A 21,477-nucleotide genomic window follows, 5' to 3' on the forward strand; every position below is an offset into this window, starting at 1 on the left:
CTATATTCAAGCAGATGTCGTTACCCCAGACACTCCCTGCTGGGGGGCAGGGAGCGGGAGTCGTGCCACACGTTCCGTGGGGGGACGTGGTGGCCACATCGGAACCGTCGACTCGTTCACCGTTCGCCGCGTCTCCGCCCCGCCCCTTTCATGTCGTTCTGTCGTCCCGCCTGTCGTCGAACAGGAGCTCCAGGACTTTCCGCTGGGCGACCCGAAGTTGCTCCGATACCGTCGGCTGTGAGACGTCAAGCATCTCGGCGACGTCGCTTCCCGTGCTCCGCCGCGGCGTCTGGAAGAACCCACCGTAGTACGCCGTCTCTAGGACCTCGCGCTGGCGCTCCGTGAGGTGCGCCTCGAGCTCGGCGTAGAGCCCCTCCCGCGTTCGTGCGGGGCGCTCGCGCTCGCGACGCGCGAGGAACTCCGCGCTCTCGTAGCGCGACTGGAGCCACTCGACGAACTCACGAACGTCCGCTGTCTCCGGCAGTTCCGCGCGTAGCTCGATACCGTCGCCGGAGAGTCGGAGCGAGCGGAGCGACGCGCCGTACTCCGAGAGCGCGCCTGCCACCGTCGACCCGGAGGCGACTGCCTCAACGAGGTGGCCCTCCTCCGAGGACGCGACGATGCGCCCGGAGTCGACGCTCACCGACTCCTCGAGGGCGTCTTGGACCGCGTCCGCGGCGACGTCCTGTACGACGAAGAAGACGCGCACGCGCTCGTCCGCGACCGGCGTCATCCCCTCGAACGCGACGGTGCAGTCGAGGTCGCGCGCGAGCCGGCCGAGCAGGGATGTCGACTCCTCCGCGAGGCGGACGTCCACCTCGACGAGCCGGTCGCCGAGGAGCGCGCGCTTCGTCTCGACGGCGTGAATCGCGTTCGCGATGGTCTCGCCGAGTTCGCCGAACACCGACTGCTCCATCTCGTCGAACGCCCCCGGCCGGTCCGCGTAGACGGCGAGGACGCCGTAGGTGACGTCACCGTATCGCAACGGCACGCCGATGGCGGACTGGAACTCCCGGGAGAACGCCTCGCGGCGCCACTGGCCGCGTCGGAGGTTGTCCGCGACGTTCGAGACGACTGTGGCCGCGCCAGTGGCAAGCGCGCGGACTGCGGGTTCGGCCGTCTCCACGCCCGAGAGCGCCAGGTCGACGCTGTCGAGATAGCCGCGTGCGTCCCCGCTGCGTGCAGCCGGGACGAGTTCCTCCTCGACGTCGTCCGGCGCGCCGACCCACGCGAACTGGAACCGCTCGCTCTCCGTCAGGCGCTCGCAGACGACGCGCTGGATCTCCGCGCGCGTCGTCGCGCGGACGAGCCCCTGGTCGACCTCGCGGATGAGCGTGTTCACTTGGTTGAGACGCTGGAGGCGCTGGTTGCGTTCCTGGAGGAGTTCGTCGCGCTCGCGGAGCGTCTGCTGGCTCTCCACGCGGTCGAACGCCGCCTCCGTCGTCGCCGCGACGAGTTCGACGAGGCGCTCGGTGTCGTCGTCCAGTGACCCCGTCGAGGGGAGCGCGACGGCGAGGACGCCGTGGTCGCCGAGCGGCATGACCCGCGCGTCCCGAACGCCCCCGCCCGCGACGGGAACGGCGTCCGACACGACGGCCGCCTCGCCTTCGACGAAACTCCGCCATATCGGCGAGTCCGTCCCCGCCTCGAGCGACACCGGCCCGGGGTCGTGGGCGTCCGCGCCGTGGCCCAACCCGACCGCGTCGAGCGTGTTCTCCGTCGTGTCGAAGGCGTAGACGCGCGCGCCGTCGAGTGCGAGGTCGGTCGTGAGCATGTCGACGACGGTGGACCCGATTTCCGCGGGCGTCTCCGCGTGCAGGAGTTCGCGCGTCGTCTGCTGCAGCGCGGTCAGCGTCCGCTCGCGCTCCTTGCGTTCGAGCGCCGCGATGGCGTGACTGACCGTCTCCCCGAGTTCGCTCACGACGTCAATCTTCCGCTGGTCGAACGCCGTCTCGCTCTCCGCGTACACCGTGAGCACGCCGTACTCGGCGTCCTCGTAGACGAGTGGGACGGACACCGCCGACTCGTACCCCTCCGAGAGTGACGTCTCGCGCCACGGCTCGCCCGACTCGTCGCCCCGAAGGTCCTGCACCGGCTTGGCCGTCCGCGTCCGGAGGGCTTCCGCGCCGACACCCATCTCCGTCGGCGTCGTCTCCGCGTCCTCGATGGCTTCGAGGTACTCCTCGCTGATGCCGGCGGCCGTCCGGGGCGTCACCTCCTCGTAGTCGTCCGAGTACTCCGCAAGCCACGCCGCCGAGTACGTCTCGGAGCTCGCGAGGCGCTCACAGACCGCGCTCTCAATCTCGTCACGCGACGCCGCCGAGACGAGCGCCTGGTCGATGCCGCGGATGACTTCGTTTATCTGGGCGAGCTCGTCGAGTTCGTCGCGCTGCGTGCGGAGACGCTCCTCGTACTCGTGGCGCTCCGTCATGTCCCGCGTCACCTTCGCGTACCCACGAATCTCGCCGTCGTCGTCGTGGAGGGCAGTGATGGTGACGTTCGCCCAGAAGCGCGTCCCGTCCTGCCGCACGCGCCATCCCTCGTCCTCGACCTGCCCGTACTCCCGGGCCTGTTCGAGGTTGCGCTCGGGGCGGCCGGCCTCGCAGTCCGCCTCGGTGTAGAACGCCGAGAAGTGCTCACCGGTGATCTCCTCCTCCGTGTAGCCCTTCAGCTCGCGTGCGCCGTCGTTCCACGTCTGGACGTGCCCTTCGTCGTCGAGGAGGAAGATGGCGTACTCCGTCACCTCGCGCACCAGCGTCTCGAAGCGCTCCTTCTGCGTGCGGAGGCGCTCCTCGTACTCGTGGCGCTCCGTCATGTCCCGCGTAATCTTGATGTAGCCCCGAACGTCGCCGTCGTCGTCGTAGAGGGCAGTGATGGTGACGTTCGCCCAGAAGCGCGTCCCGTCCTTCCGTACTCGCCACCCCTCGTCCTCAATGCGGCCGTCCTCGCGCGCGCCGTCGAGGTTTCGCTCGGGGCGGTCGTTCGCGCGGTATTCCTCCGTGTAGAAGGTCGAGAAATGCTCGCCGACGATTTCCTCCTCGGTGTACCCTTTCAACTGGCGCGCGCCGTCGTTCCACGTCTGGACGCGCCCCTCGTCGTCGAGGACGAAAATGGCGTAGTCCGTCACCGTCTCGATGAGCTCGTTGAACTGGGCGCGCTCCAGGGCCGACTCGGGCTCTCCCGCGCCGTCCGGGACGCGCCACCAGATGCGTCCCCGCGCCCCGACCTTCTTCGTCTCCAACTCGCCGCGCTCCGCCAGCGTCTCCAGTTTCCCGTACGCCGTGCGGCGCGCACAGTCCAGTTCGTCGGCGACTTCGCTCGTCGTCAGCGGCGTGCCGGGCGCGTCCGTCCGCGCGAACACGTCCAGCGTCTCCTCCAGCGTGTGCCGCGACGACGGTCCCGGTGTACCCATGCGGACATGTCTGTCCCCGACACCGATAAACTATTCCGTCAACGGCAAGCCCATTCGCCTCCGCGTGGCTCACGGCACACTCCGTTCGGCGCTCGCTCTGCCCGCGGACGCCGAAGGCGTCCGCGTGCCTTAAGTCCGCACTCCGGCTACCACCACCAAATGGAGTTCGCCGAGTTCGCCGCGCACGCCGCCGACATCGAGGCCGAACCCGCCGACCTCGAAGTCGTGGCGCTCGTCACCGACCTCTTCGCCGACGCGGGCGACGACCTCTCGATCGTCGCGCGCTTCGTGCAGGGCCGCGTCTTCCCCGCCTACAGCGAGCGGAAACTCGACGTCGGGCCGAGCCTCTGCCACGAGGCCATCGCGCGCGCCGCCGGGCCGAACGTCGACGGCGACGACGTCGAAGCGCGCCTCGCCGAGGCGGGCGACATCGGCCGCGTCGCCGAGAGCTACGACTTCGGCGGGCAACGCGGCCTCGGGGCGTTCACGTCCGGCGGCGGCCGCGACAGTCTCACCGTTCGCGAGGTGTTCGACGAACTCTCCGAGTTGGCCGCCGCCGAAGGCGCCGGGAGCCAGGACGAGAAGGTCGCGACGCTCTTCGGGCTGTTCTCGCGATGTGAGGCCGACGCCGAAGCCCGATATCTCGCGCGCCTCGTCCTCTCCGAGATGCGCATCGGCGTCGGCGAGGGCACCGTCCGGGACGCCATCGCGGAGGCCTTCGACGTTCCCGTTGAGGCCGTCGCGCGCGCCCTCCAAGTGTCGAACGACTACGGTCTCGTCGCCGAGACGGCGCGCGACGACGACGAGGACGGCCTCGCGGCCATCCACCTCGAGGTCGGCCGGCCCGTGCAGGCGATGCTCGCACAGGCCGGGAGCGTCGCGGACGCGCTGGAGGCGTGGGAGACGGCGGCCGTCGAGACGAAGTTCGACGGCGCGCGCGTCCAACTCCACCACGACCCCGACGGCGAGACGTCGCTCTACAGTCGGAACATGGAGGACGTGACGGGTGCGCTCCCCGAAGTCGTGGAGTTCGCCGAGGCCCACCTCGACGTCCCCACCATCCTCGACGGCGAAGTCGTCGCCGTGGACGACGACGGCAGCCCGCTCCCCTTCCAGGAGGTGTTGCGGCGATTCCGTCGGAAGCACGACGTCGAGCGGATGCGCGAGGAGGTCACCGTCGAGTTTCGCGCGTTCGACTGCCTGCACGCCGCTGGCGAGGACTTGCTGGACGCGCCGCTCGTGGAGCGCCACGACGCGCTCGCCGACCTGCTCGGCGGGACGGGTGCCGTCTCCGACCTCCTGCGCTCCGACGACACGGCGAACATCGAGGCCTTCGAGGCCGACGCGCTGGAGGCCGGCCACGAGGGCGTGATGCTCAAGGACCCCGAGTCGGCCTACACGCCCGGCAAGCGCGGGAAGCAGTGGCTGAAGCGCAAGCCCGACGTCGAGACGCTCGATCTCGTCGTGACGGGCGCGGAGTGGGGTGAAGGCCGGCGTGCCTCCCTCCTCGGGACGTTCCTCCTCTCCGCGCGCACCGAGGCGGGCTACGAGACCATCGGGAAGGTGGCGACGGGCATCACGGACGAGCAACTCGCCGAACTCACTGACCTCATCGAGCCACACGTCGTGAGCGAGGACGGACAGACGCTCGACGTCGAGCCCGCCGTCGTCTTCGAAGTCGGCTACGAGGAGATTCAGCGCTCCCCGACCTACTCTTCGGGGTACGCGTTGCGCTTCCCGCGCTTCCTCGCTGTCCGCGACGACAAGGAACCGGAGTCGGCCGACTCGCTCGAACGCATCACTCGCCTCGCCGACCGCCAGTAATGCCTGTTCTCGACCCGCGCGCCGCCGTCGTCGACCTCGACGGCACGCTCCTCTCCGGCGACTCGCTCCTCCCCGGCGCGCGCGAGGCGATGACGACGATACGCGGGCGCGTCGAGGCCGTCTGCTTCGTCACGAACAACCCGACCGTCCCGCCCGAAGCCTACGCCGCGCGCCTGCGCGAGTGGGGCATCGAGGCGTCCCCCGAGGAAGTCGTGACGGCGGGTGTCGCCACCGTCACGTACCTCCGCGAGCACCACGCCGAGGACCGGATTTTCCCCATCGCGGGCGCGGACGTCGTCGCGCAACTCCGCGACGCCGACCTCTCGCTCGTCGACGACCCCGAACCGTCCGAATGCGTCGTCGTCGGCTACGACCCCGCGTTCTCCTACAACGACATGCGCGCGGCACTCCGCGCGTTCGCCGGCGACGGCGAGACGGGCTTCGTCGGCACCGACCCCGACCGCACGATACCGACGCCCGACGGCCCCGTCCCGGGATCGGGGGCACTCATCAACGCCGTCGCGGGCGTCGTCGACCGCGACCCGGACGCCGTCCTCGGGAAGCCCTCCGCGGAGACTGCCGACATCGTCCTCAACCGCCTCGGCGTTCCCGCCGAAACCGTCGTGCTCGTCGGCGACAACCCCGCGACGGACGTCGCGTTCGGCGAGCGCGCGGGCATGACGACCGTGCGCGTCGAAACCGGCCTCGGGACGGACGGCGGCGACGGCGCGCCCGACGCCGACTACGTCGTTTCGGACGTCGGCGGCGTCGCCGGCCTCTTCCGGGACGCGTAGCTTTAGGAGCGCGTCCGCACAGGTCTAGGTATGACCGTCACCTTCGGTTCGCACACGGTGGAGTGGCTCGGGTACGCGTGCGCGCGCGTCGAGACGGCGGACGGCACCGTCGTCTACACCGACCCCGGCCGCTACGGGACGCTCGACGACACGTGGGACGAGGAGTACGGCGACTACGCCCACCCACACGGACGGGAGTACGACGCGCGGGACGGCGACGTCGTCCTCGTCACGCACGACCACCACTACGACGACGACGGCGTGCGCCGCGTCGCTAAACCCGACGCGACCGTCCTCGTCTACGAGGCGGTGTCCGCGGAGGGTGTCGAAGAGAACTCGGGACGGGACGTCGCCGAACCCGAGGACCTCGACTACGACGTCCGGCGCGTCGCGTACGGCGACAGCCTCGACGTCGCCGGCGTCGGCGTCGACATCGTTCCCGCGTACAACCGCGAGGACAGCGGGCGCTCCGGGCATCCCTACGAGTTCGGCTGTGGCTTCCGCTTTACCGCCGACGAGCGCGCGTACTTCTGGCCGGGCGACTCCGACGTCGTCGAGGAGCACGACGGCCTCGACGTCGACGTCCTCCTGCCCTCGATCGCGCAGTCGTTCACGATGGACCGCCACGACGCCGCCGACCTCGCCGAGACGCTGCGCCCGGACCTCGTGCTCCCGATTCACTACAACACGTTCGATGCGCTCGCGGCCGACGACGAGGCGTTCGCAGCCGATGTCGCCGCCCGCGGGGTGCCCGTCGTCCTCGACCGACCCGACGCCGAGTAGGGCGGCTGGGCGACACCTAAAGTGCTAGGTGTTCATATCAACTACCACCGTCCCATACGAAGGAACGTGGCCGACGTACTGGCCACGTCTCGCTGGAGCTCGGTCGCTCCCCCAACCGAGTTCCCGTCCCCCCACTCGTCGCCGGACTCCCTACTCCCCACCCCCGGTCCGGCGCCGACTCCCCCTTTCGCAGCTCTCTCGTTACAGGATACCCATCTCGGTGAGACGCTCGGGCAGATAGGTGTCCGTCACGAAGTCGAGGCCGCGCGAGGCGAGCGCCTGCTGTTCGGCCTTCTTCCCGATGTCGAGTTGGAGCTCGATCTGCTCCGTCCAGAACTCCGACTGGAAGCGCGGGTCCTCGAGTTCGCTCTCGAGGGCGTTCACGTCCGAGTCGCTGAGCGGGTCGGTCGGCAGGTCGTACTCGACGATGTCCGCCGGACGGATGCCGATGAACTGTGCTTCCGGCGTCGCGAGGTACTCCGAGAGGTGTGCGGACTTGATGGAGCCGTAACTGACGGAGCCGAAGATACGGTAACTCCACGGGTCGCCGTCAGTAAAGACCGTGACCGGGAGGTCGAGCTCGTCGTGTAGGCGCTTCGTGAGACGGCGCGTCGCGCGCGCCGGCTGGCCGCCGAGGTGGACGACGAGCGCGTTGTACTCGTCGTCGAAGCCGTTCTCGACGAGGCGGTCTCGCATCCCACCGGTCTCCACGCAGAGGACGAAGTCGACGTCGTGCTCGAGGAACTCGATGGTGTCGGGGTTGTTCGGAATCTGGTAGCCGCCTTGCCCGACGTCGTCCTGACAGTGAATCTCGCGGTCCCCGCGGTTCGTCTGCTCGCGGATGCGGAGGGGGCCCATCACTTTCGCGCCGGACTCCTCGGGGCGCATGTGGAAGTCCTCGCGCTTCACGCCGGAGACGATTTCGAGGTCCTCGACGAGCTTGTCGGACTCCGACTGGTCGTTGAACTGCGCCTCCTCCTCACCCCAGGACTCGGAGAGGTAGTAGAGTTCACGCAGCGTCGAGGAGCGGTCCTCATCGAGCTGCTGGGCGAGGAAGTCGATCGTGTAGACGGCCTTCAGGAGCTTGCGCGCGCCGTTGACGGAGTTCGCGGAGCGCGTCGACGTCCGGTCGCCGTAGACCCAGACCCCGGCGTCGTCGTCGAAGACGATGTTCGACTTCGAGCGCGTCGGGAGCGTCATGGACGGGACGTCGCCCTCGGCGAACTGGTCGTAGAACTCTGCGGCCATGTCGATGAGGCGCTCGCGCGCCTCGCCGTCGGATGTGTTGTCTGAGCTCATTGGTTGACGGTGAGTTTTTCCTCTTCGACGCCGCTGACGGAGAGGTCGCAGTCCGCGTCCGCGGCGACGGTGTACTCGAGTGTCGCCTCGTCCCCACCGGAGACGGCGGGCGACCATTTCACGAACCACTCGCCGTCCATCTCGACAACGGTGCCCGCAGAGAGGTCCGCGGGTTCGTCGGAGACGATTTCGGTGACGTCGAGGTCCGCGCCGGTGCTCGTGTGGTTCTCGACGGTGAGCGTCACGCTCTCGCCGTCGCGCTCGCGCTCGACGAGGACGTTGTTCATGATGCGCGCGAGCGAGTCCTCGACGTCCACGGGTTCGCGCCCGGTCATCTCGGAGACCTTGTCGGCCATCTTCGGCAGCACGTCCATGATGACGTTCTGCTTCTCGCGGCGCTTCTGCATCGAGCGGCGCTTGTTCAGGAAACTCTTCAGCTCGCGGGCGGCCTCGCGGACCGCGAGTTCGATTTCGTCCTCGATTTCCGGCACCGAGGCGAGCGCGTCCTTCGACTCGCTCGTGAACGGGACGTTCGTGGAGGCGACGTGCACCATGATGACGCAGGGGCCGTTCGGCAGGCCGCTCCCGCCGGGTTGGTCGAGGCCGTAGTTGCGCCAGCCGATCTGCTTGAGGACTTTCGTGGTGGCACACGCGCCGCGCTGGTAGACGAGTGGGACGCGGTTCGCGAAGCGCATCACGTCCACTTTCCCCTCCGCTTTGAGGTCGCCGCCGTAGGCGATGCCGGCCTCGACGACGAACGGGTCGCCGCCGTGGACGTCCGCGTCGCGCGTCGCCGCCGCGTAGAAGTCCGCGTCGAACTCCTTGCGGAGGCCGGCCTCGATGAGGTCGGCCTCGATGGGCGCGAGACAGGACGTCGGGGGCGACATCACGTCGACGGCCTGCATCGCGGCGAGCAACTCGCGCGCGAGGTTCCGGTCGGACGCGACCTGCGAGGCGCTCGGGAGGTCGTCCGTGACGGTGTGTGCGTTCGTCCAGAGCTCCTCGGTGATGTTCTCGCGCGCCGTCTCGCCGACGGTCACGTCGTCGACGTCCTCGGTGGTCTCGGCGGCGCGCGCGACGAAGTCGTAGAGGTCGTCGCGCGTCAGGCGGTCGCGTGGCGTCTCCTCGCCGAACTTCGCGGCGAGGCGCTCGGCGAGCGCGTCGACGGTTGCGTCGTCCTTCTGGTTCGAGGTGGCGGCGTTGACGTGCCGGTAGAGGTCACTGCGTCGGTCTGCAGTGAGGGCGTCCCACGCGGCGTCGACGACGTGGCCCTGGACGGTCGCGCCGAAGGACGACCCGGAGGACTCGCCGACTTCTTCGGCGGCGTCCGCGACGAGCGTCTCGAGGTCGGTGTAGGAAAGTTCGCCGCGCTCGCGGATGGCGTCCGCGACGTGGTCGGCGAACGCCTCGGTGTCCGCGGCGGGCTTGTTCGCGACGGCCTCGCCGAGCGCAGCCTCGAGGTCCGTCTCGGTCTGCGTGGGTGGGCGCCACGCGAGCTCGCGGCCGTAGTGTCGGTCGCGGAAGGCGTCACAGATGTTGTCGGCGGTCTTCGCGCCGACGCGCGTGAACTCCTCCTGGAGGAAGCCCCGAATCGTGCGCGAGTCCGTCTCGCCGAGCATCTTGATGAGCGCGCCGAGTTCCACGCCGTGGGGGTGCGGGCGAATCTCCTCGGTCTCGGCGGGGAGCGTCGCGCCCTCCGCGCGCTCGAACTTGAACTGGCCCTTGGGTTCGCGGAGTTCGAGGCGTGCGTGCGGGTTGACGACGGCGGTGTGCTCGATGTAGTCGTGGAGCTGGCTGCGCGCGCGCATGTTCGCCTCCATCTCCAACTCGATGCGGGTGCCGTGCGAGCGGTCCCACGACGTCGTCTCCTCCTCGCTGATGACAGGTTCGTTCGTGTCGGTGTCGATGACGAGTTCGTAGTAGTTCGCCTCGCTCGCGCCCTGTGTGCGCGAGGTGATTTTCGCGGGCGTCCCGGAGGTGAGCTGCGAGTAGAGCACCGCGGCGGAGATACCGATCCCCTGCTGGCCGCGACTCTGCTCGCGGGCGTGGAAGCGCGAGCCGTAGAGGAGTTTCCCGAAGACCTTCGGAATCTGTTCTTTGGTGATGCCGGGCCCGTTGTCCTCCACGACGAGCGTGTAGTAGTCCCCGCTCTCCTGGATCTCGACGTAGATGTCGGGGAGGATGCCGGCTTCCTCCGTGGCGTCGAGGGCGTTGTCGACGGCCTCCTTGACCGCCGTGACGAGCCCGCGGGCCCCGGAGTCGAAGCCCAGCATGTGCTTGTTCTTCTCGAAGAACTCGGCGATGGAGATCTCGCGCTGGCTCGCGGCAAGTTCCTCCGCGATGCCGTCATCTCCGTCGGCGAGTGTCGACTGGAAGGACGTCATTTCCGTGTCTCCGACGTTGGGCATACGGCTATAAAACCCCGTGGGTACAGCGTGGTGAAAGTGAAGGACGGCGCGGGGAACGGGCGCGTCCGGCCCGCACGAACCCGCGACGGTCGACCTTTCACTCACACCGCGGGCACCGACAGAGTTGACACGGCGGCGCTCGCACGGACGGCCATGAGCGTCGACACGGTCGCCGTCACGGGCGGCAACGGCACCATCGGGCGGACGTTGCTCGCGGAGTTGAACGACCACGGCTACCACACTGTCAACCTGAACCGCGGGCGGCGCCGCGAAGACGAAGCGGACGGCTTCCGTCGGACGGACCTCACGGACGCCGGCGAGGTTTACGGGTCGCTCGCGGCCTGCGACGCGGACGCCGTCGTCCACCTCGGGATGATTCCGACGCCCGAGAACACCCCGGAGCACGTCACCTACGAGTCGAACGCGATGAGCACCTACCACGTCTGCGAGGCCGCCGCCGGGTTAGACATCGACGACGTGGTGCTCGCGTCGTCGCTCTGCGCGAAGGGCGCGGGCTTCGAGGACCGGCGCGTCCCCGTCGACTACCTCCCCATCGACGAGGCCCACCCGCTCCGTCCCTCGACACCGTACGGCATGGGGAAGGAGGCGCTCGAGCGCATCGCGGACGGGTTCGCGCGCCGCGACGGCGGTCCCGCGAACATCGCCTCCCTGCGCTATCCGTGGGTGCTCACCGAGGCCGACATCGAGGAGACGTTCGTCGGCGAGGACCGCTCGCTCGCGGGCATCGAGGACGTGCGCGGCCTGCAGAGCGAGCGCAACGCGATGTTCTCCTACTGCCACATCGATGATGCGATGCGCCTCACCCGCCTCGCGATGGAGGCCGACCACAGCGGGCACGAGCGCTTCTACGTCTCCGCCGACGACACGCTCACGTCGACACCGACGCCCGACGTCATCGAACGGTGTTACGAGGAGACGGACGTCGTCGCGGACCTGAGCGGGCACGACGCGCTCATCGACACGTCGAAGGCCCGCGAGCTGCTCGACTGGACACCCGAGCACTCGTGGCGCGAGTCCGTCTGAGCGCGCGGAGCCGCCCCCTCGCGCGCTGAAACAGTTGCAGCGGTGGTGGGTCTAGAGGGAGAGGCCGCGCACTTCGACGCTGTCGCCCTCCCGGACGGTGCCGATGCGCTCGCCGTCCGTCCCCGCGACGAGGTCGTCGGCCTCCTCCTCGGGGAGCGCGACGACGAACCCGGTGCCCATGTTGAACGTACGGTGCATCTCCTCATCAGAGACGTCGCCGCGCTCCTGCACGAACGCGAAGACGTCCTGCGCGGGGAGGGGGTCGGTGACGTCGTACTCGAACTCGCCCATCCGCGAGAGGTTCGTCCATCCGCCGCCGGTGACGTGCGCGGCGGCGTGGACGTCGAGGTCGTGGAGGAAGGGCAGTAGGTAGGTGTAGATACGCGTCGGCTCCAGCAGGGCCTCGCCGACCGTCTCGTAGCCCTCGTAGGGGTAGTCGTCGTGGTAGCTCCCCTCACCCTTCGTGGCGGCTTTCCGGGCGAGCGTGAGGCCGTTCGAGTGGATGCCCGACGACGCGAAGCCGACGAGCGCGTCACCGACTTCGGCGTCGCCCGGCAGGAGGTCGTCCTCGTCGGCGAGGCCGGCGACGGTACCGGCGAGGTCGAAGCCCTTCACGACCTCCGGCATGACGGCCGTCTCGCCGCCGACGAGCGCCATCCCCGCTTCCTCGGCACCGGCGGCGAGGCCCTCGCCCACTTGGGCGGTGAGTTCCTCGCTCGGTTCGTCGACGGCGAGGTAGTCGACGAACGCGGCGGGTTCGACGCCCGCAGCCGCGAGGTCGTTGACGTTCATCGCGATGCAGTCGATGCCCACCGTCGAGTAATCCTCGAGTGCGTCGGCGACGAGGAGTTTGGTGCCGACGCCGTCGGTCGCGAGCGCGAGGTACTGCTCGCCCATCGGGACGAGACCCGCGTAGTCCGTGGTGTTCCCGACGTCCGCGACGGCATCGACGAGCGCCGCAGTCGCGGCCTCGCTCGCGTCGATGTCGACGCCCGCCTCGGCGTACGTCATGCCCTCGGCATCGTCCTCGGTCATACACGACCGTGCGTAATCGGGGGCGAAAAGGATAGCGATGTATGCTCAGACGTACAACAGCGCGGCGGCCGCGAGCAGCACCGACGGCGCGGCGACGAGGACGTAGACGAGCTTGCTCCACGAGAGGACGCTCTTCCCGTCGAGCGGGCCGACCGGGAGCATGTTGAAGCCCGCGAGGAGGAGGTTGATGGAGAGCCCACGCCACGCGAGGTCGATACCGAGCACGGCGAGCGGCGCGAAAATCACGGCGAGCACGAGGTTCGTCACCGGCCCGGCGAGCGCGATGAGGCCGTTCTGGCGCTCGGTGAGCCGGCCCCGATGAACGACGGCACCCGGCGCGGCGAAGAGGAAGCCCGCCAACCCGCCCAGCACCGCGAGCGCGAGCATCCCGTAGTCCGCGCGGAACGCCGCGATTTGGCCGTAGTGGACGGCGACGACCTTGTGCGCGAGTTCGTGCAGGAGGAAGCCGATGCCGGCCGTGAGCAGGCTCGCCGCGAGCGCGACGAGGAACGCCTGCGAGCCGACGAACGCCGCAATCGACGTCGCAGTGACGCGCTCGTAGAAGAACGTGAACGCGACGCCGAGCGCGACCCACGCGAGGAGGAGGTCCTTCAACTCCTCCGTCCCGAACGTGAGACGCGACGCGAGCGACTGCGGCCGGCTCATCCGAGAACCCCCCGCAGGAGTTCGAGGCTGTTCTGCGCGCCCTGTAGGAGCACGGCGAGGATTTCCCCGACGCTGTCGAACGGCCCGCCGACGAGCGGGAGGACGAGCGGGATGAAGAGGAAGCTCGCAATCATGCTCCCGACGTTCGTGAGCGCGACGACGGCGATGAGTCGGAAGAGCGGGACGTCCGTCATCCGCGAGAAGACTTCCCGGACCGGGAGCGTCTCGTCGCTCAGGATTTCGTTCAGCGTCCCGATGTCGCTGATGCGCACCGGCGTGTAGCGGAGTTCGACGTAGCCCGCGAACCACCCGGGCGCGAGCAGCGGGTTGATGCTCGTCAGCCACGCGACGGCGCCGCCGACGCCCGCGGACGTCCAGTGCGCGCCGCCGAGGAGCGCGAGGCCCGCAGCGCAGACGCCGTTGAAGAGGAACCACGCGAGGAACAGTCGGAGGAGCGTCGCGTTGTTGACGCCCGCCATCAGCACGAGGCCGAAGAAGGCGAGGAAGACGAGCGTGAGCAGGGTTCCGACGACCTTCGCGACGGAGAAGCGCTTCTCGGCGCGGCCAGTCAGCGACTCCATCGGCGGGAGTTCCTCGGGGTGCTCGAGGTAGCGTTCGATGCCGGCCTTGTGGCCGGCGCCGACGACGGCGACGACGTGCTTGCCTTGGTCGCGCAGGTCGACGATGTTGTGCGCGAGGTAGGCGTCGCGCTCGTCGATGAGCGCCTCGGCGCCCTCGGGGCTGAACTCGCGGAACTCCTCCATCATCGCGGAGACGACGTCGGTGTCGGTGAGGTCCTCCATGTCGAGTTCCTCGCCCTCGGTCGAGCGGGTGCCGAAGAGCGCGCCGAAGACGCCGGCGAGCGCGAGGCCGCTCGCGCCCGCGACCGCGAGGATTTCGAGGAAGCCAGCGCCGAGGCCGAGGACGCCCCCGCCGGGGAGGAGGAACGGCCCGGCGAAGAGTTCGGCGACGAACATGAGGAAGCCGCCGACGACGGCGCCGAGGCCGAGGCCGACGCCGGGCGGCGTCGCCGCCTCGAACGCCAACTGGCCGACCATCCGCAGTTTCTCGAGCGCGCTCATCCGCGCCCAGAAGCGCTGAATCGTCACCTGGATGTCCCGGTCGACGAGCGCCACCTCCGAGCCGACCTCCTCGGCCTTCTCGACGGCGGCGAGCATGTCCGCGCCGGGTTGGATGTCGAAGCGCTCGCCCATCCGCTGCTGGACGTAGGACAGCAGCCAGTAGGCGAGGAACTGGAGCGCCATGCTCCCCTGCAGGAGGTCCGCGGGCGCGATTTCGTCGGGCGTCTCGCCCTTCATCTGCCGGTAGCGGCCCTCGTCGAGTTCGACCGCGACGGTGTCCGGCTCTTCCTCCTCGATGACGCGTTCGACCTCCGCGACGCTGTCCGCGGAGACGTGCGCGGTCCCGACGAGGCGCACCGACCCCTCGCCGTCGCGCGCGCTGTCACTCATTGCCGCGAGAGTAGTCACCACCGGGCCTTACGTGTGTCGTCACTCGGTGCCGACGGCCGACGCGCACGGCTCGGACGCGACCGGGGACCGTCAGTCGGCCAGCGCGGCGTCGACGACTTCGAGCGGGTGTTTGATCTCGTAGCCGGTGCCGTGTTCCATCTGCATCGCGCAGGTCGGACATTCGGTCATGCCGACTTCGCCCTCGACGTCCTCCATGTGGTCGAACATTTCCTCGCCGATTTGCATCGACGTCTCGTAGTTCTCCTCCTTCCAGCCGTAGGTCCCCGAGATGCCCGAACAGGAGTCGCCGACGTCCTCGGCGTCGACGCCCGTCAGGTCCTCGAAGAGGTCGAGCGCCTGCCCGTCGAGGCCCTGGTTGCGGGCGTGACACGGCGCGTGATAGGCGAGTTGCGCGAGGTGTTCGTCCTCGACGTCCGCGGCAGCGAGTTCGCCGGAGAGGTCCTCCTGCACGCGGAGGTATTCGAGGGCGTCCCAGGTGTTCGCGGCGACCTCTCGGACACCGTCGATATCGAACAGCTCGGGGTATTCTTGGCGAATCGCCATCGAGCAGGACGTGCAGGACGCGACGGCGTCGTAGCCCTGTTCCACGAGGTCGCTCATCGAGGAGACGTTCACCTTCGCGTGGCGCTCGGCGTCCTCGAGCATCCCGTTGGCGAACATCGGCGTGCCCGAGCAGCGCTGCTTCGGGACGACGAGCTCGTAGCCGAAGTGCTCGTAGACGCGGACGAGCGCCTTCGCGACCTCGGGCGTGTTGTAGTTCGCGTAGCAGCCGTGGAAGTAGGCGACCTTCTTGTCGGCCCCGACGTCCTCGCCACGACGTTCGCGGGCTTCGCGGGCGCGCTCGCGGGAGCCGTCGGCGCCGCCCTGTCGCGTCCACCACTCCCGGAACGTCTCGGTGGCGAAGTCGGGAAACTCGCGCTCGCTCGTGACGCCGAAGGCCTTCTCAAGCACCCAGCGCGCCGGCCCGAAGTCCATCGCGGCGTTCGCGAGTCGCGGGACTTTGCTCGCGAAGAACGCCGAGGTGCGGTAGTTCGCGAGGACGCGGTTGCGCCAGTACTCGACGCTCGTCTTCGACATCTCCTCCTCGACGTACTCGGCCCGCGCACTGTTGTGCATCTGGGAGAGGGGCACGTCGGAGGGACACGCACTGTCACAGCGCATGCAGTTCGAGCATTTCTTGATGGAGTCATCAACCGACGTGTCCTCCTTGCGCTTGAGGCGCCACTGCTCGGGGCCCTGGAACTTCGGGCCGGGGAAGTCGTCGTCGACCTCCGCGACCGGGCAGTTCGTGTCGCAGGTCGAGCACTTGTAACACGAGTCCGCGCCCGGCCGGAGGTCGGGCGAGTCCTCGTCGGGGAATACCTCTATCGGGTCGAAGTCGTCTGCTGGGGATTCTGCGTCACTCATTGTGTCTCTTGGCCCGCGGCGCGTCCGGCGGCGTCGCCCGTCGCGAGGCTGACGCCCGTCCCGGAGCACTCCGCGGCGAAGTCGTAGCCGCCGACGATACTCCCGGCGGCGCGGAGGTTCTCAAACTCGATGCGTCCCTCGTCGTCGCGCGGCCGCAACTCGTCGTCCACGACGACGCCGAAGCGCGCGTAGGGTTGGTCGCCGAACACCTCGTCGACGAACCACTCGTAGCGGTCCGCAGGGTGGGGGACGTGGCAGTCGAAGACGGGCTCGCGGACCGCCTCGCGGTCGGAGTCGAGGCCCTTCCCGACCAACCCGCCCGTCGCGAGGACGAACGAGTCGGCGTAGTGGGGGATGTGCTGGCCGTTGCGCTCGACGACGGCGGCCGTCAGGCGGCCGTCATCGTCCGTCTCGTAGTCGACGACGGGGTTGCGGACGGTGTGGACGCCCGCGTCCTCGAGCGCCGCGCGGAAGGCGTACTCCAACCTGATGCCGGGGAGGCTCGGGGGCCCCATCGGAACCTCGAAGACGTCGGCGTCGAGTTCGGCTTCGAGGGCGGTGCGGACCTCGGTCGGGTGGTCCGAGCCGAGGACGGCGGGGAAGCCGACGCGCGGTTCGCCGTCGTGGACGCGCGCGACGCGCCGCGCGAGGCGCTCGCGCTCGCCGTCGGCGTTCTCGTCGAGCAGGTGCGCGTAACGCGTCACCTTCGCGTCCGCCCGGAGGTCGCCGGGGAACGCCACCGTTTCGCCGCGCGCGTCGAAGGGCACGCCCGCCGCACCGAGGTGCTCGGCGGCGAGCGGCGCGTCGAAGTCCGTCAGCGTCGCGAAGCCGACGAGCAGGGCGTCCCGGTCGTCGCTCGCGAGGCCGGCGGCGGCGCTCGCGGGGTAGCGCGCGGTCGGCTTCACCGTCCCGCCGTGCGTCGGCAGGAGGGCGTTCGTCTCCGTGTGTCCGCCCCGGTACAGGTCGCCGGCGACGGCGTCGAAGCGTTCGAGGCCGCGCCGAATCGCCGCCGTGCCGACGAGCGAGTAGGGGTGTTCGGCGGGGAGGTCCGCGATGGCCTCGAAGGGGTCGGCGAGCAGTTCGCCGTCGGGAGAGTACCCCAGGACGTCCACGAGGCCGCTCGCGTGCCGGAGCGTGCTCTGCTTCTTCGTGACGAGGCGGACCGACGCACCCTCGTCGGCCGCCGCGAGCGCCGCGGTCATCCCGGCGACGCCGCCGCCGACGACGAGGACGTCGTCCTCAATCGCCATGCTCGCCCTCCGGGCCGCCGTCGAAGGCGTCCCAGTCGACCGTCTCGCCGCTCGCCGCGGGGTCGTTGTCGCGGTTCATCGTCGCGCCGTGGAGCGCGTGGTTGAGCATCGCCTGCGAGAGCTGTTCGCCCCAGAGCGCGTGGCGCTGGCCTTTCCAGCGCTCCTGCCAGAGCTCGTCGAGCGCCGCGCGCGCGGTCGCCTCGTCGTGCTCGGGGTGGAGTTCAGCGGCCATCCGGTGCGCACACCGCCCACCCTGACAGTTCCCCATCGACGCGCGCGTCCGGATGCGCACGGCGTTCAGGTCCGTGCCGGCCTGCTCGATGGCGTCCTGCACTTCCGCGCGCGTGACGGCCTCGCAAGCGCAGACGACGGGGTTCGGGTCGGCCGACTCGAGGACTTCCTCGGTTCGCGAGCCAAGCCGTTGGGCGCTCCGGCGGGCGACCGGCGAGCGCAGGCCGAAGCGCTCCATCGCCGCCTCCAAATCGCCCGGGTTCTCGCTGCCCGGGAGGGGGACGTCCGCGGTGTCGCACTCGGCCTCGACGCCGAGTTTCTCGCAGACGTGGTCGGTGATGGACTCGGCCATCATCCGGTAGGTGGTGAGTTTCCCGCCGACGATGCTCGTCATGCCCGGCAGGTCGTCGCGCTCCTCGTGGTCGAGCGTGAAGTAGTCGCGCGTGATGTCCGTCGGGTCCTCGGTGCCCGTCCCCGGCGGCTCGTAGAGCGGCCGGACGCCCCAGAAGGAGCGAATCGTCCGCGCCTCCTGCAGGATGGGGACGAGTTCGCTCAGGGTGTCGATGACCAAATCGACCTCCCACTCCTCCTCGGGGTAGTCCTCGGGGTCGCCGACCTCCTCGTCGGTCGTTCCGAGGATGCAGGCCGTCTCGTGGGGGACGATGATGTCCGCGTCACCCTTCGGCCGACAGCGATTGACGACGGTGTCGACCTGCCGGGTGTTCATCACGGTCATCACGCCCTTCGAGGGCCGGACGGCGACGTCGAGACCCGCGAGGTCGCCGATGCGACCCGCCCACGCGCCCGCGGCGTTCACGACGTGGTCGGCGTAAATCTCCTCGACTTCGCCGGGCGTCCCGTGCTCGCGTGGCCCCTTCCCGGAGGCGTGCGTCACCTCCGCGCCGGCGATTTCGCCGTCCTCGACGAGCAGGTCGGTCACTTCCGCGTGCGTCTCGACGCGCGCGCCGTGGTTCTCGGCGTCGACGGCGTTCGCGACGCAGAGACGGAAGGGGTCGATGGCGGCGTCCGGCACCGCGATGGCCTTCTCGACGTCCGTCGCGAGGTAGGGCTCGCGCTCGCGGGCCTCCTCGCCGGTGAGCACTTCCGCGGGGATGTCGCAGTCCCGACAGCCCTGAAGTTTCTCCTGGAAGTACTCCTCCGAGTCCTCTGGGCGCTTGACGAAGAGGCCGCCGGTCTCCTCAACGCAGTGGCCGGCGATGTCCCGGAGGACGCGATTCTCCTCGATGCACTCGCGCGCGCTGGCCTGGTCGGAGACGGCGTAGCGGCCGCCGGAGTGGAGCAGGCCGTGCATCCGACCGGTCGTCCCGTTAGTGAGGTTGCCCTTCTCGACGAGGGTCACGTCGACGCCGCGTCGCGCGAGGTCGCGGACGACGCCACAGCCCGTGGAGCCGCCGCCGATGACGAGCACCTCCGTTCGCGTTCCCATACAGTTCGTGCGTACGTCACACTCACGCACCTTATCTTTACCCCTGTTTCGGGGGTGCGAGTAAACGACCGGGAGGGCAACCTACTTCGGCCAGCGCGCCCTTCGTGCGGTATGAGCCTCGACGTCGAGACACCCGACCCACCCGAACTCGAAACCGACGCCGACCTGAGCGACTACGACGACGTGGACGTCGCCGGCGCGAACGACACTCACCGCGACGACCTTGACGCGTTCCTCCAAGAGGGCGCGTGGGAGGACGGGTTCGCAGAGTGGGCCGAGCAGAGCGACCTCGACGAGGCGGAGTGGCAAATCGTCGAGGACCTCGGGCTCGTCGAGGACTTCGACTTCTTTTGGGACGACTTCGCGGACCGCGTGGGCTACCACGCGCCCGGGCTCCCCGAGGACTGGAAGGAGCGCGACCTCCACCCCGACCTCGACTCGTGGAGCACCGTCTCGGCCATCAACGCCGAACTCACAGAGCTGGGTCGTATCGTCTCCGACCGCCTGAAGGCTGACTACGTCGACTGGGACGCCGACTACGAGGCCCCCGACGACCTGCCCGATTTCTGAGGGGTTTATCGGCGACGCCGGAGCGACGGTATCGACGTCGCGCACGGACTGACGACGGAGCGGTCGCCGGACGACTCGACGACCGACCCCGTCCCGCTGTGACGATGGCTGAACGACACGTTTTCTCGGCCGGACGTCTCCACCGACGCGCGATAGTGTATGAGGAAATACCTGTACCGACGGCAGCGCAGCAGCAGTAATCTTTATTATTGTTAATTTGTATTGACCACTAGGGCGGCGATGGTGGTAAAGAAACTGCCGTCCGACGGAACACAACCCATGGCAGACACATACGTCGGTTCGATCGATCAGGGGACGACCGGGACTCGCTTCATGGTCTTCGACCACAGCGGCGAGGTCGTCGCGAACGCCTACGAGAAACACGAGCAGATCTATCCCGAACCGGGATGGGTCGAGCACAACCCGGTCGAGATCTGGGAGAACACGAAGGAAGTCGTCACGCGCGGGCTCGAGGAAGCGGGCCTCGAGGCCACACAACTGGAGGGTATCGGTATCACGAACCAGCGCGAGACGACGCTCGTCTGGGACGCCGAGAGCGGTAAACCCGTCCACAACGCGCTCGTCTGGCAGGACCGCCGGACGACCGACCGCGTCGAGGAACTCGAAGCCGAGGGCAAAGTCGAGTGGATTCGCGAGAAGACCGGCCTCGAGGCCGACGCCTACTTCTCCGCGACGAAGACCGAGTGGATTCTCGACAACGCCGAGCCGCTCAAACTCGAGTCCTCCCGGACGCAGGACCTCCGCGACCGCGCCCGTGAGGGCGAACTCCTGATGGGCACCATCGACGCCTGGCTCATCTACAACCTCACCGGCGAGCACATCACGGACGTCACGAACGCCTCGCGGACGATGCTCTTCGACATCCACGAGATGGACTGGGACGAGGAACTCCTCGCGGAGTTCGACGTCCCCGCGGAGATGCTTCCCGAGGTCCGCCCGTCCTCCGACGAGAACTACTACGGCCACACCGACCCCGACGGCTTCCTTGGCGCGGAAGTCCCCGTCGCCGGCGCGCTCGGCGACCAGCAGGCCGCGCTCTTCGGGCAGACCTGCTTCGACGCCGGCGACGCGAAGAACACCTACGGCACCGGGTCGTTCTACCTGATGAACACCGGCGAGGAGGCCGTCGAGTCCGACCACGGCCTGCTCACCACCGTCGGCTTCCAGATGTCCGGCGAGCCCGTCCAGTACGCCCTCGAGGGCTCCATCTTCATCACGGGGGCCGCCATCGAGTGGCTCGAGGACGTCGACCTCATCGACAACGCCGCCCAGACCGCCGAACTCGCACGCTCCGTTGACTCCACCGACGGCGTCTACATGGTTCCGGCGTTCACCGGCCTCGGCGCCCCCCACTGGGACGGCCGCGCGCGCGGCACCATCGTCGGCATGACGCGCGGCACGAAGAAGGAGCACATTGTCCGTGCGACCCTCGAATCCATCGCTTACCAGACCCGCGACATCGCCGAAGCCATGGAGGCGGACTCCGGCGTCGAAACGACGAGTCTGCGCGTCGATGGCGGTGCGGTGAAGAACAACTTCCTCTGCCAACTGCAGGCGGACATCATCCAGACCGACATCGCGCGCCCCGAAGTCGACGAGACCACCGCGCTCGGGAGCGCGTACGCCGCCGGCCTCGCCGTCGGCTACTGGGACACCATCGACGAACTCCGCTCGAACTGGCAGATCGACCGCGAGTTCGAACCCGAGATGGCGCCCGAAGAAGCGAACCGGATGTACGGCCGCTGGGACGACGCCGTCGAACGCTCGCTCGACTGGGCGCAGGAGGAATAATC

Annotated in this window: 15 protein-coding genes; 6 read left to right on the forward strand and 9 right to left on the reverse strand. The window is 68.9% G+C overall.

Going from position 1 to position 21,477, the window contains the following annotated elements; genetic code table 11:
- Positions 1-148: 148 nt before the first annotated feature.
- The gene (locus ACQUS8_RS02045; RefSeq protein ID WP_435096183.1) at positions 149-3,412 is read right to left on the reverse strand and encodes a PAS domain S-box protein; all 3,264 of its coding nucleotides are present in this window, start codon (positions 3,410-3,412) and stop codon (positions 149-151) included.
- Between the two features lie 6 nt (positions 3,413-3,418).
- On the opposite strand from ACQUS8_RS02045, the gene ligA reads away from it, so the two are divergent.
- Genes ligA through ACQUS8_RS02060 form a run of 3 tightly spaced genes read left to right on the forward strand, consistent with a single transcriptional unit; the run spans position 3,419 to position 6,813 of the window.
- A complete protein-coding gene (gene ligA / locus ACQUS8_RS02050; RefSeq protein WP_435096186.1) occupies positions 3,419-5,236 on the forward strand; it encodes an ATP-dependent DNA ligase LigA in 1,818 nt (605 codons plus the stop codon).
- Positions 5,236-6,030, forward strand: coding sequence for an HAD-IIA family hydrolase (locus ACQUS8_RS02055; RefSeq protein WP_435096189.1), 795 nt, complete (start codon positions 5,236-5,238; stop codon positions 6,028-6,030). Before ligA ends, ACQUS8_RS02055 begins: the two co-directional genes overlap by 1 nt.
- Positions 6,031-6,060: 30 nt before the next feature.
- A complete protein-coding gene (locus ACQUS8_RS02060; protein WP_435096192.1) occupies positions 6,061-6,813 on the forward strand; it encodes an MBL fold metallo-hydrolase in 753 nt (250 codons plus the stop codon).
- Between the two features lie 201 nt (positions 6,814-7,014).
- Here the strand turns inward: ACQUS8_RS02060 and ACQUS8_RS02065 are convergent, their stop codons facing one another.
- Positions 7,015-8,112, reverse strand: coding sequence for a DNA topoisomerase IV subunit A (locus tag ACQUS8_RS02065; protein ID WP_435096195.1), 1,098 nt, complete (start codon positions 8,110-8,112; stop codon positions 7,015-7,017).
- A complete protein-coding gene (locus ACQUS8_RS02070; RefSeq protein ID WP_435099244.1) occupies positions 8,109-10,496 on the reverse strand; it encodes a DNA topoisomerase VI subunit B in 2,388 nt (795 codons plus the stop codon). The genes ACQUS8_RS02065 and ACQUS8_RS02070 overlap by 4 nt, the downstream gene beginning before the upstream one ends.
- A gap of 177 nt (positions 10,497-10,673) precedes the next feature.
- Here ACQUS8_RS02070 and ACQUS8_RS02075 point away from each other — a divergent pair, with 177 nt between their 5' ends.
- Positions 10,674-11,564 (forward strand): NAD-dependent epimerase/dehydratase family protein, encoded by an 891-nt coding sequence (locus ACQUS8_RS02075; protein ID WP_435096198.1) that lies wholly within the window; start codon positions 10,674-10,676, stop codon positions 11,562-11,564.
- Between the two features lie 51 nt (positions 11,565-11,615).
- Here ACQUS8_RS02075 and purM read toward each other — a convergent pair whose 3' ends face one another.
- The 6 genes from purM to glpA form a co-directional block, all read right to left on the reverse strand.
- The gene (gene purM / locus ACQUS8_RS02080) at positions 11,616-12,599 is read right to left on the reverse strand and encodes a phosphoribosylformylglycinamidine cyclo-ligase (protein ID WP_435096201.1); all 984 of its coding nucleotides are present in this window, start codon (positions 12,597-12,599) and stop codon (positions 11,616-11,618) included.
- Between the two features lie 45 nt (positions 12,600-12,644).
- Positions 12,645-13,265: a metalloprotease gene (locus ACQUS8_RS02085; protein WP_435096204.1), complete on the reverse strand. Its 621-nt coding sequence runs from the start codon at positions 13,263-13,265 to the stop codon at positions 12,645-12,647.
- Positions 13,262-14,737 carry a TraB/GumN family protein gene (locus tag ACQUS8_RS02090; RefSeq protein WP_435096207.1) on the reverse strand — a complete coding sequence of 492 codons (1,476 nt, stop codon included), beginning with the start codon at positions 14,735-14,737 and terminating at the stop codon, positions 13,262-13,264. The genes ACQUS8_RS02085 and ACQUS8_RS02090 overlap by 4 nt, the downstream gene beginning before the upstream one ends.
- Positions 14,738-14,827: 90 nt before the next feature.
- Complete coding sequence (locus tag ACQUS8_RS02095; protein WP_435096210.1) at positions 14,828-16,165, reverse strand: anaerobic glycerol-3-phosphate dehydrogenase subunit C; 1,338 nt, start codon at positions 16,163-16,165, stop codon at positions 14,828-14,830.
- Positions 16,162-17,415: a glycerol-3-phosphate dehydrogenase subunit GlpB gene (gene glpB, locus ACQUS8_RS02100; RefSeq protein WP_435096213.1), complete on the reverse strand. Its 1,254-nt coding sequence runs from the start codon at positions 17,413-17,415 to the stop codon at positions 16,162-16,164. Before glpB ends, ACQUS8_RS02095 begins: the two co-directional genes overlap by 4 nt.
- Entirely contained in the window at positions 17,405-19,093 is a 1,689-nt protein-coding gene (gene glpA / locus ACQUS8_RS02105) for an anaerobic glycerol-3-phosphate dehydrogenase subunit GlpA (protein ID WP_435096216.1), read from the reverse strand. Before glpA ends, glpB begins: the two co-directional genes overlap by 11 nt.
- Positions 19,094-19,204: 111 nt before the next feature.
- On the opposite strand from glpA, the gene ACQUS8_RS02110 reads away from it, so the two are divergent.
- Both ACQUS8_RS02110 and glpK read left to right on the forward strand, forming a co-directional pair.
- Positions 19,205-19,663, forward strand: a complete 459-nt coding sequence (locus ACQUS8_RS02110) for a hypothetical protein (protein WP_435096219.1) — start codon at positions 19,205-19,207, stop codon at positions 19,661-19,663.
- Positions 19,664-19,942: 279 nt separating this feature from the next.
- A complete protein-coding gene (gene glpK / locus ACQUS8_RS02115; protein ID WP_435096222.1) occupies positions 19,943-21,475 on the forward strand; it encodes a glycerol kinase GlpK in 1,533 nt (510 codons plus the stop codon).
- The last annotated feature ends 2 nt before the right edge of the window (positions 21,476-21,477 follow it).

It is taken from the genome of Halarchaeum sp. P4, from assembly GCF_051195175.1.
In the GTDB taxonomy this organism is placed as follows: Archaea; Halobacteriota; Halobacteria; order Halobacteriales; family Halobacteriaceae; genus Halarchaeum.

Excerpts from the sequence above, each read along its gene's own strand:
- glpK (WP_435096222.1), top strand. The coding sequence starts at position 19,943 with ATGGCAGACACATACGTCGGTTCGATCGATCAGGGGACGACCGGGACT.
- glpA (WP_435096216.1), bottom strand. The coding sequence starts at position 19,093 with ATGGGAACGCGAACGGAGGTGCTCGTCATCGGCGGCGGCTCCACGGGC.
- ACQUS8_RS02095 (WP_435096210.1), bottom strand. The coding sequence starts at position 16,165 with ATGAGTGACGCAGAATCCCCAGCAGACGACTTCGACCCGATAGAGGTA.
- ACQUS8_RS02045 (WP_435096183.1), bottom strand. The coding sequence starts at position 3,412 with ATGGGTACACCGGGACCGTCGTCGCGGCACACGCTGGAGGAGACGCTG.
- ligA (WP_435096186.1), top strand. The coding sequence starts at position 3,419 with ATGTCTGTCCCCGACACCGATAAACTATTCCGTCAACGGCAAGCCCAT.
- ACQUS8_RS02085 (WP_435096204.1), bottom strand. The coding sequence starts at position 13,265 with ATGAGCCGGCCGCAGTCGCTCGCGTCGCGTCTCACGTTCGGGACGGAG.
- ACQUS8_RS02075 (WP_435096198.1), top strand. The coding sequence starts at position 10,674 with ATGAGCGTCGACACGGTCGCCGTCACGGGCGGCAACGGCACCATCGGG.
- ACQUS8_RS02055 (WP_435096189.1), top strand. The coding sequence starts at position 5,236 with ATGCCTGTTCTCGACCCGCGCGCCGCCGTCGTCGACCTCGACGGCACG.
- purM (WP_435096201.1), bottom strand. The coding sequence starts at position 12,599 with ATGACCGAGGACGATGCCGAGGGCATGACGTACGCCGAGGCGGGCGTC.
- glpB (WP_435096213.1), bottom strand. The coding sequence starts at position 17,415 with ATGGCGATTGAGGACGACGTCCTCGTCGTCGGCGGCGGCGTCGCCGGG.
- ACQUS8_RS02090 (WP_435096207.1), bottom strand. The coding sequence starts at position 14,737 with ATGAGTGACAGCGCGCGCGACGGCGAGGGGTCGGTGCGCCTCGTCGGG.
- ACQUS8_RS02060 (WP_435096192.1), top strand. The coding sequence starts at position 6,061 with ATGACCGTCACCTTCGGTTCGCACACGGTGGAGTGGCTCGGGTACGCG.
- ACQUS8_RS02110 (WP_435096219.1), top strand. The coding sequence starts at position 19,205 with ATGAGCCTCGACGTCGAGACACCCGACCCACCCGAACTCGAAACCGAC.
- ACQUS8_RS02070 (WP_435099244.1), bottom strand. The coding sequence starts at position 10,496 with ATGACGTCCTTCCAGTCGACACTCGCCGACGGAGATGACGGCATCGCG.
- ACQUS8_RS02065 (WP_435096195.1), bottom strand. The coding sequence starts at position 8,112 with ATGAGCTCAGACAACACATCCGACGGCGAGGCGCGCGAGCGCCTCATC.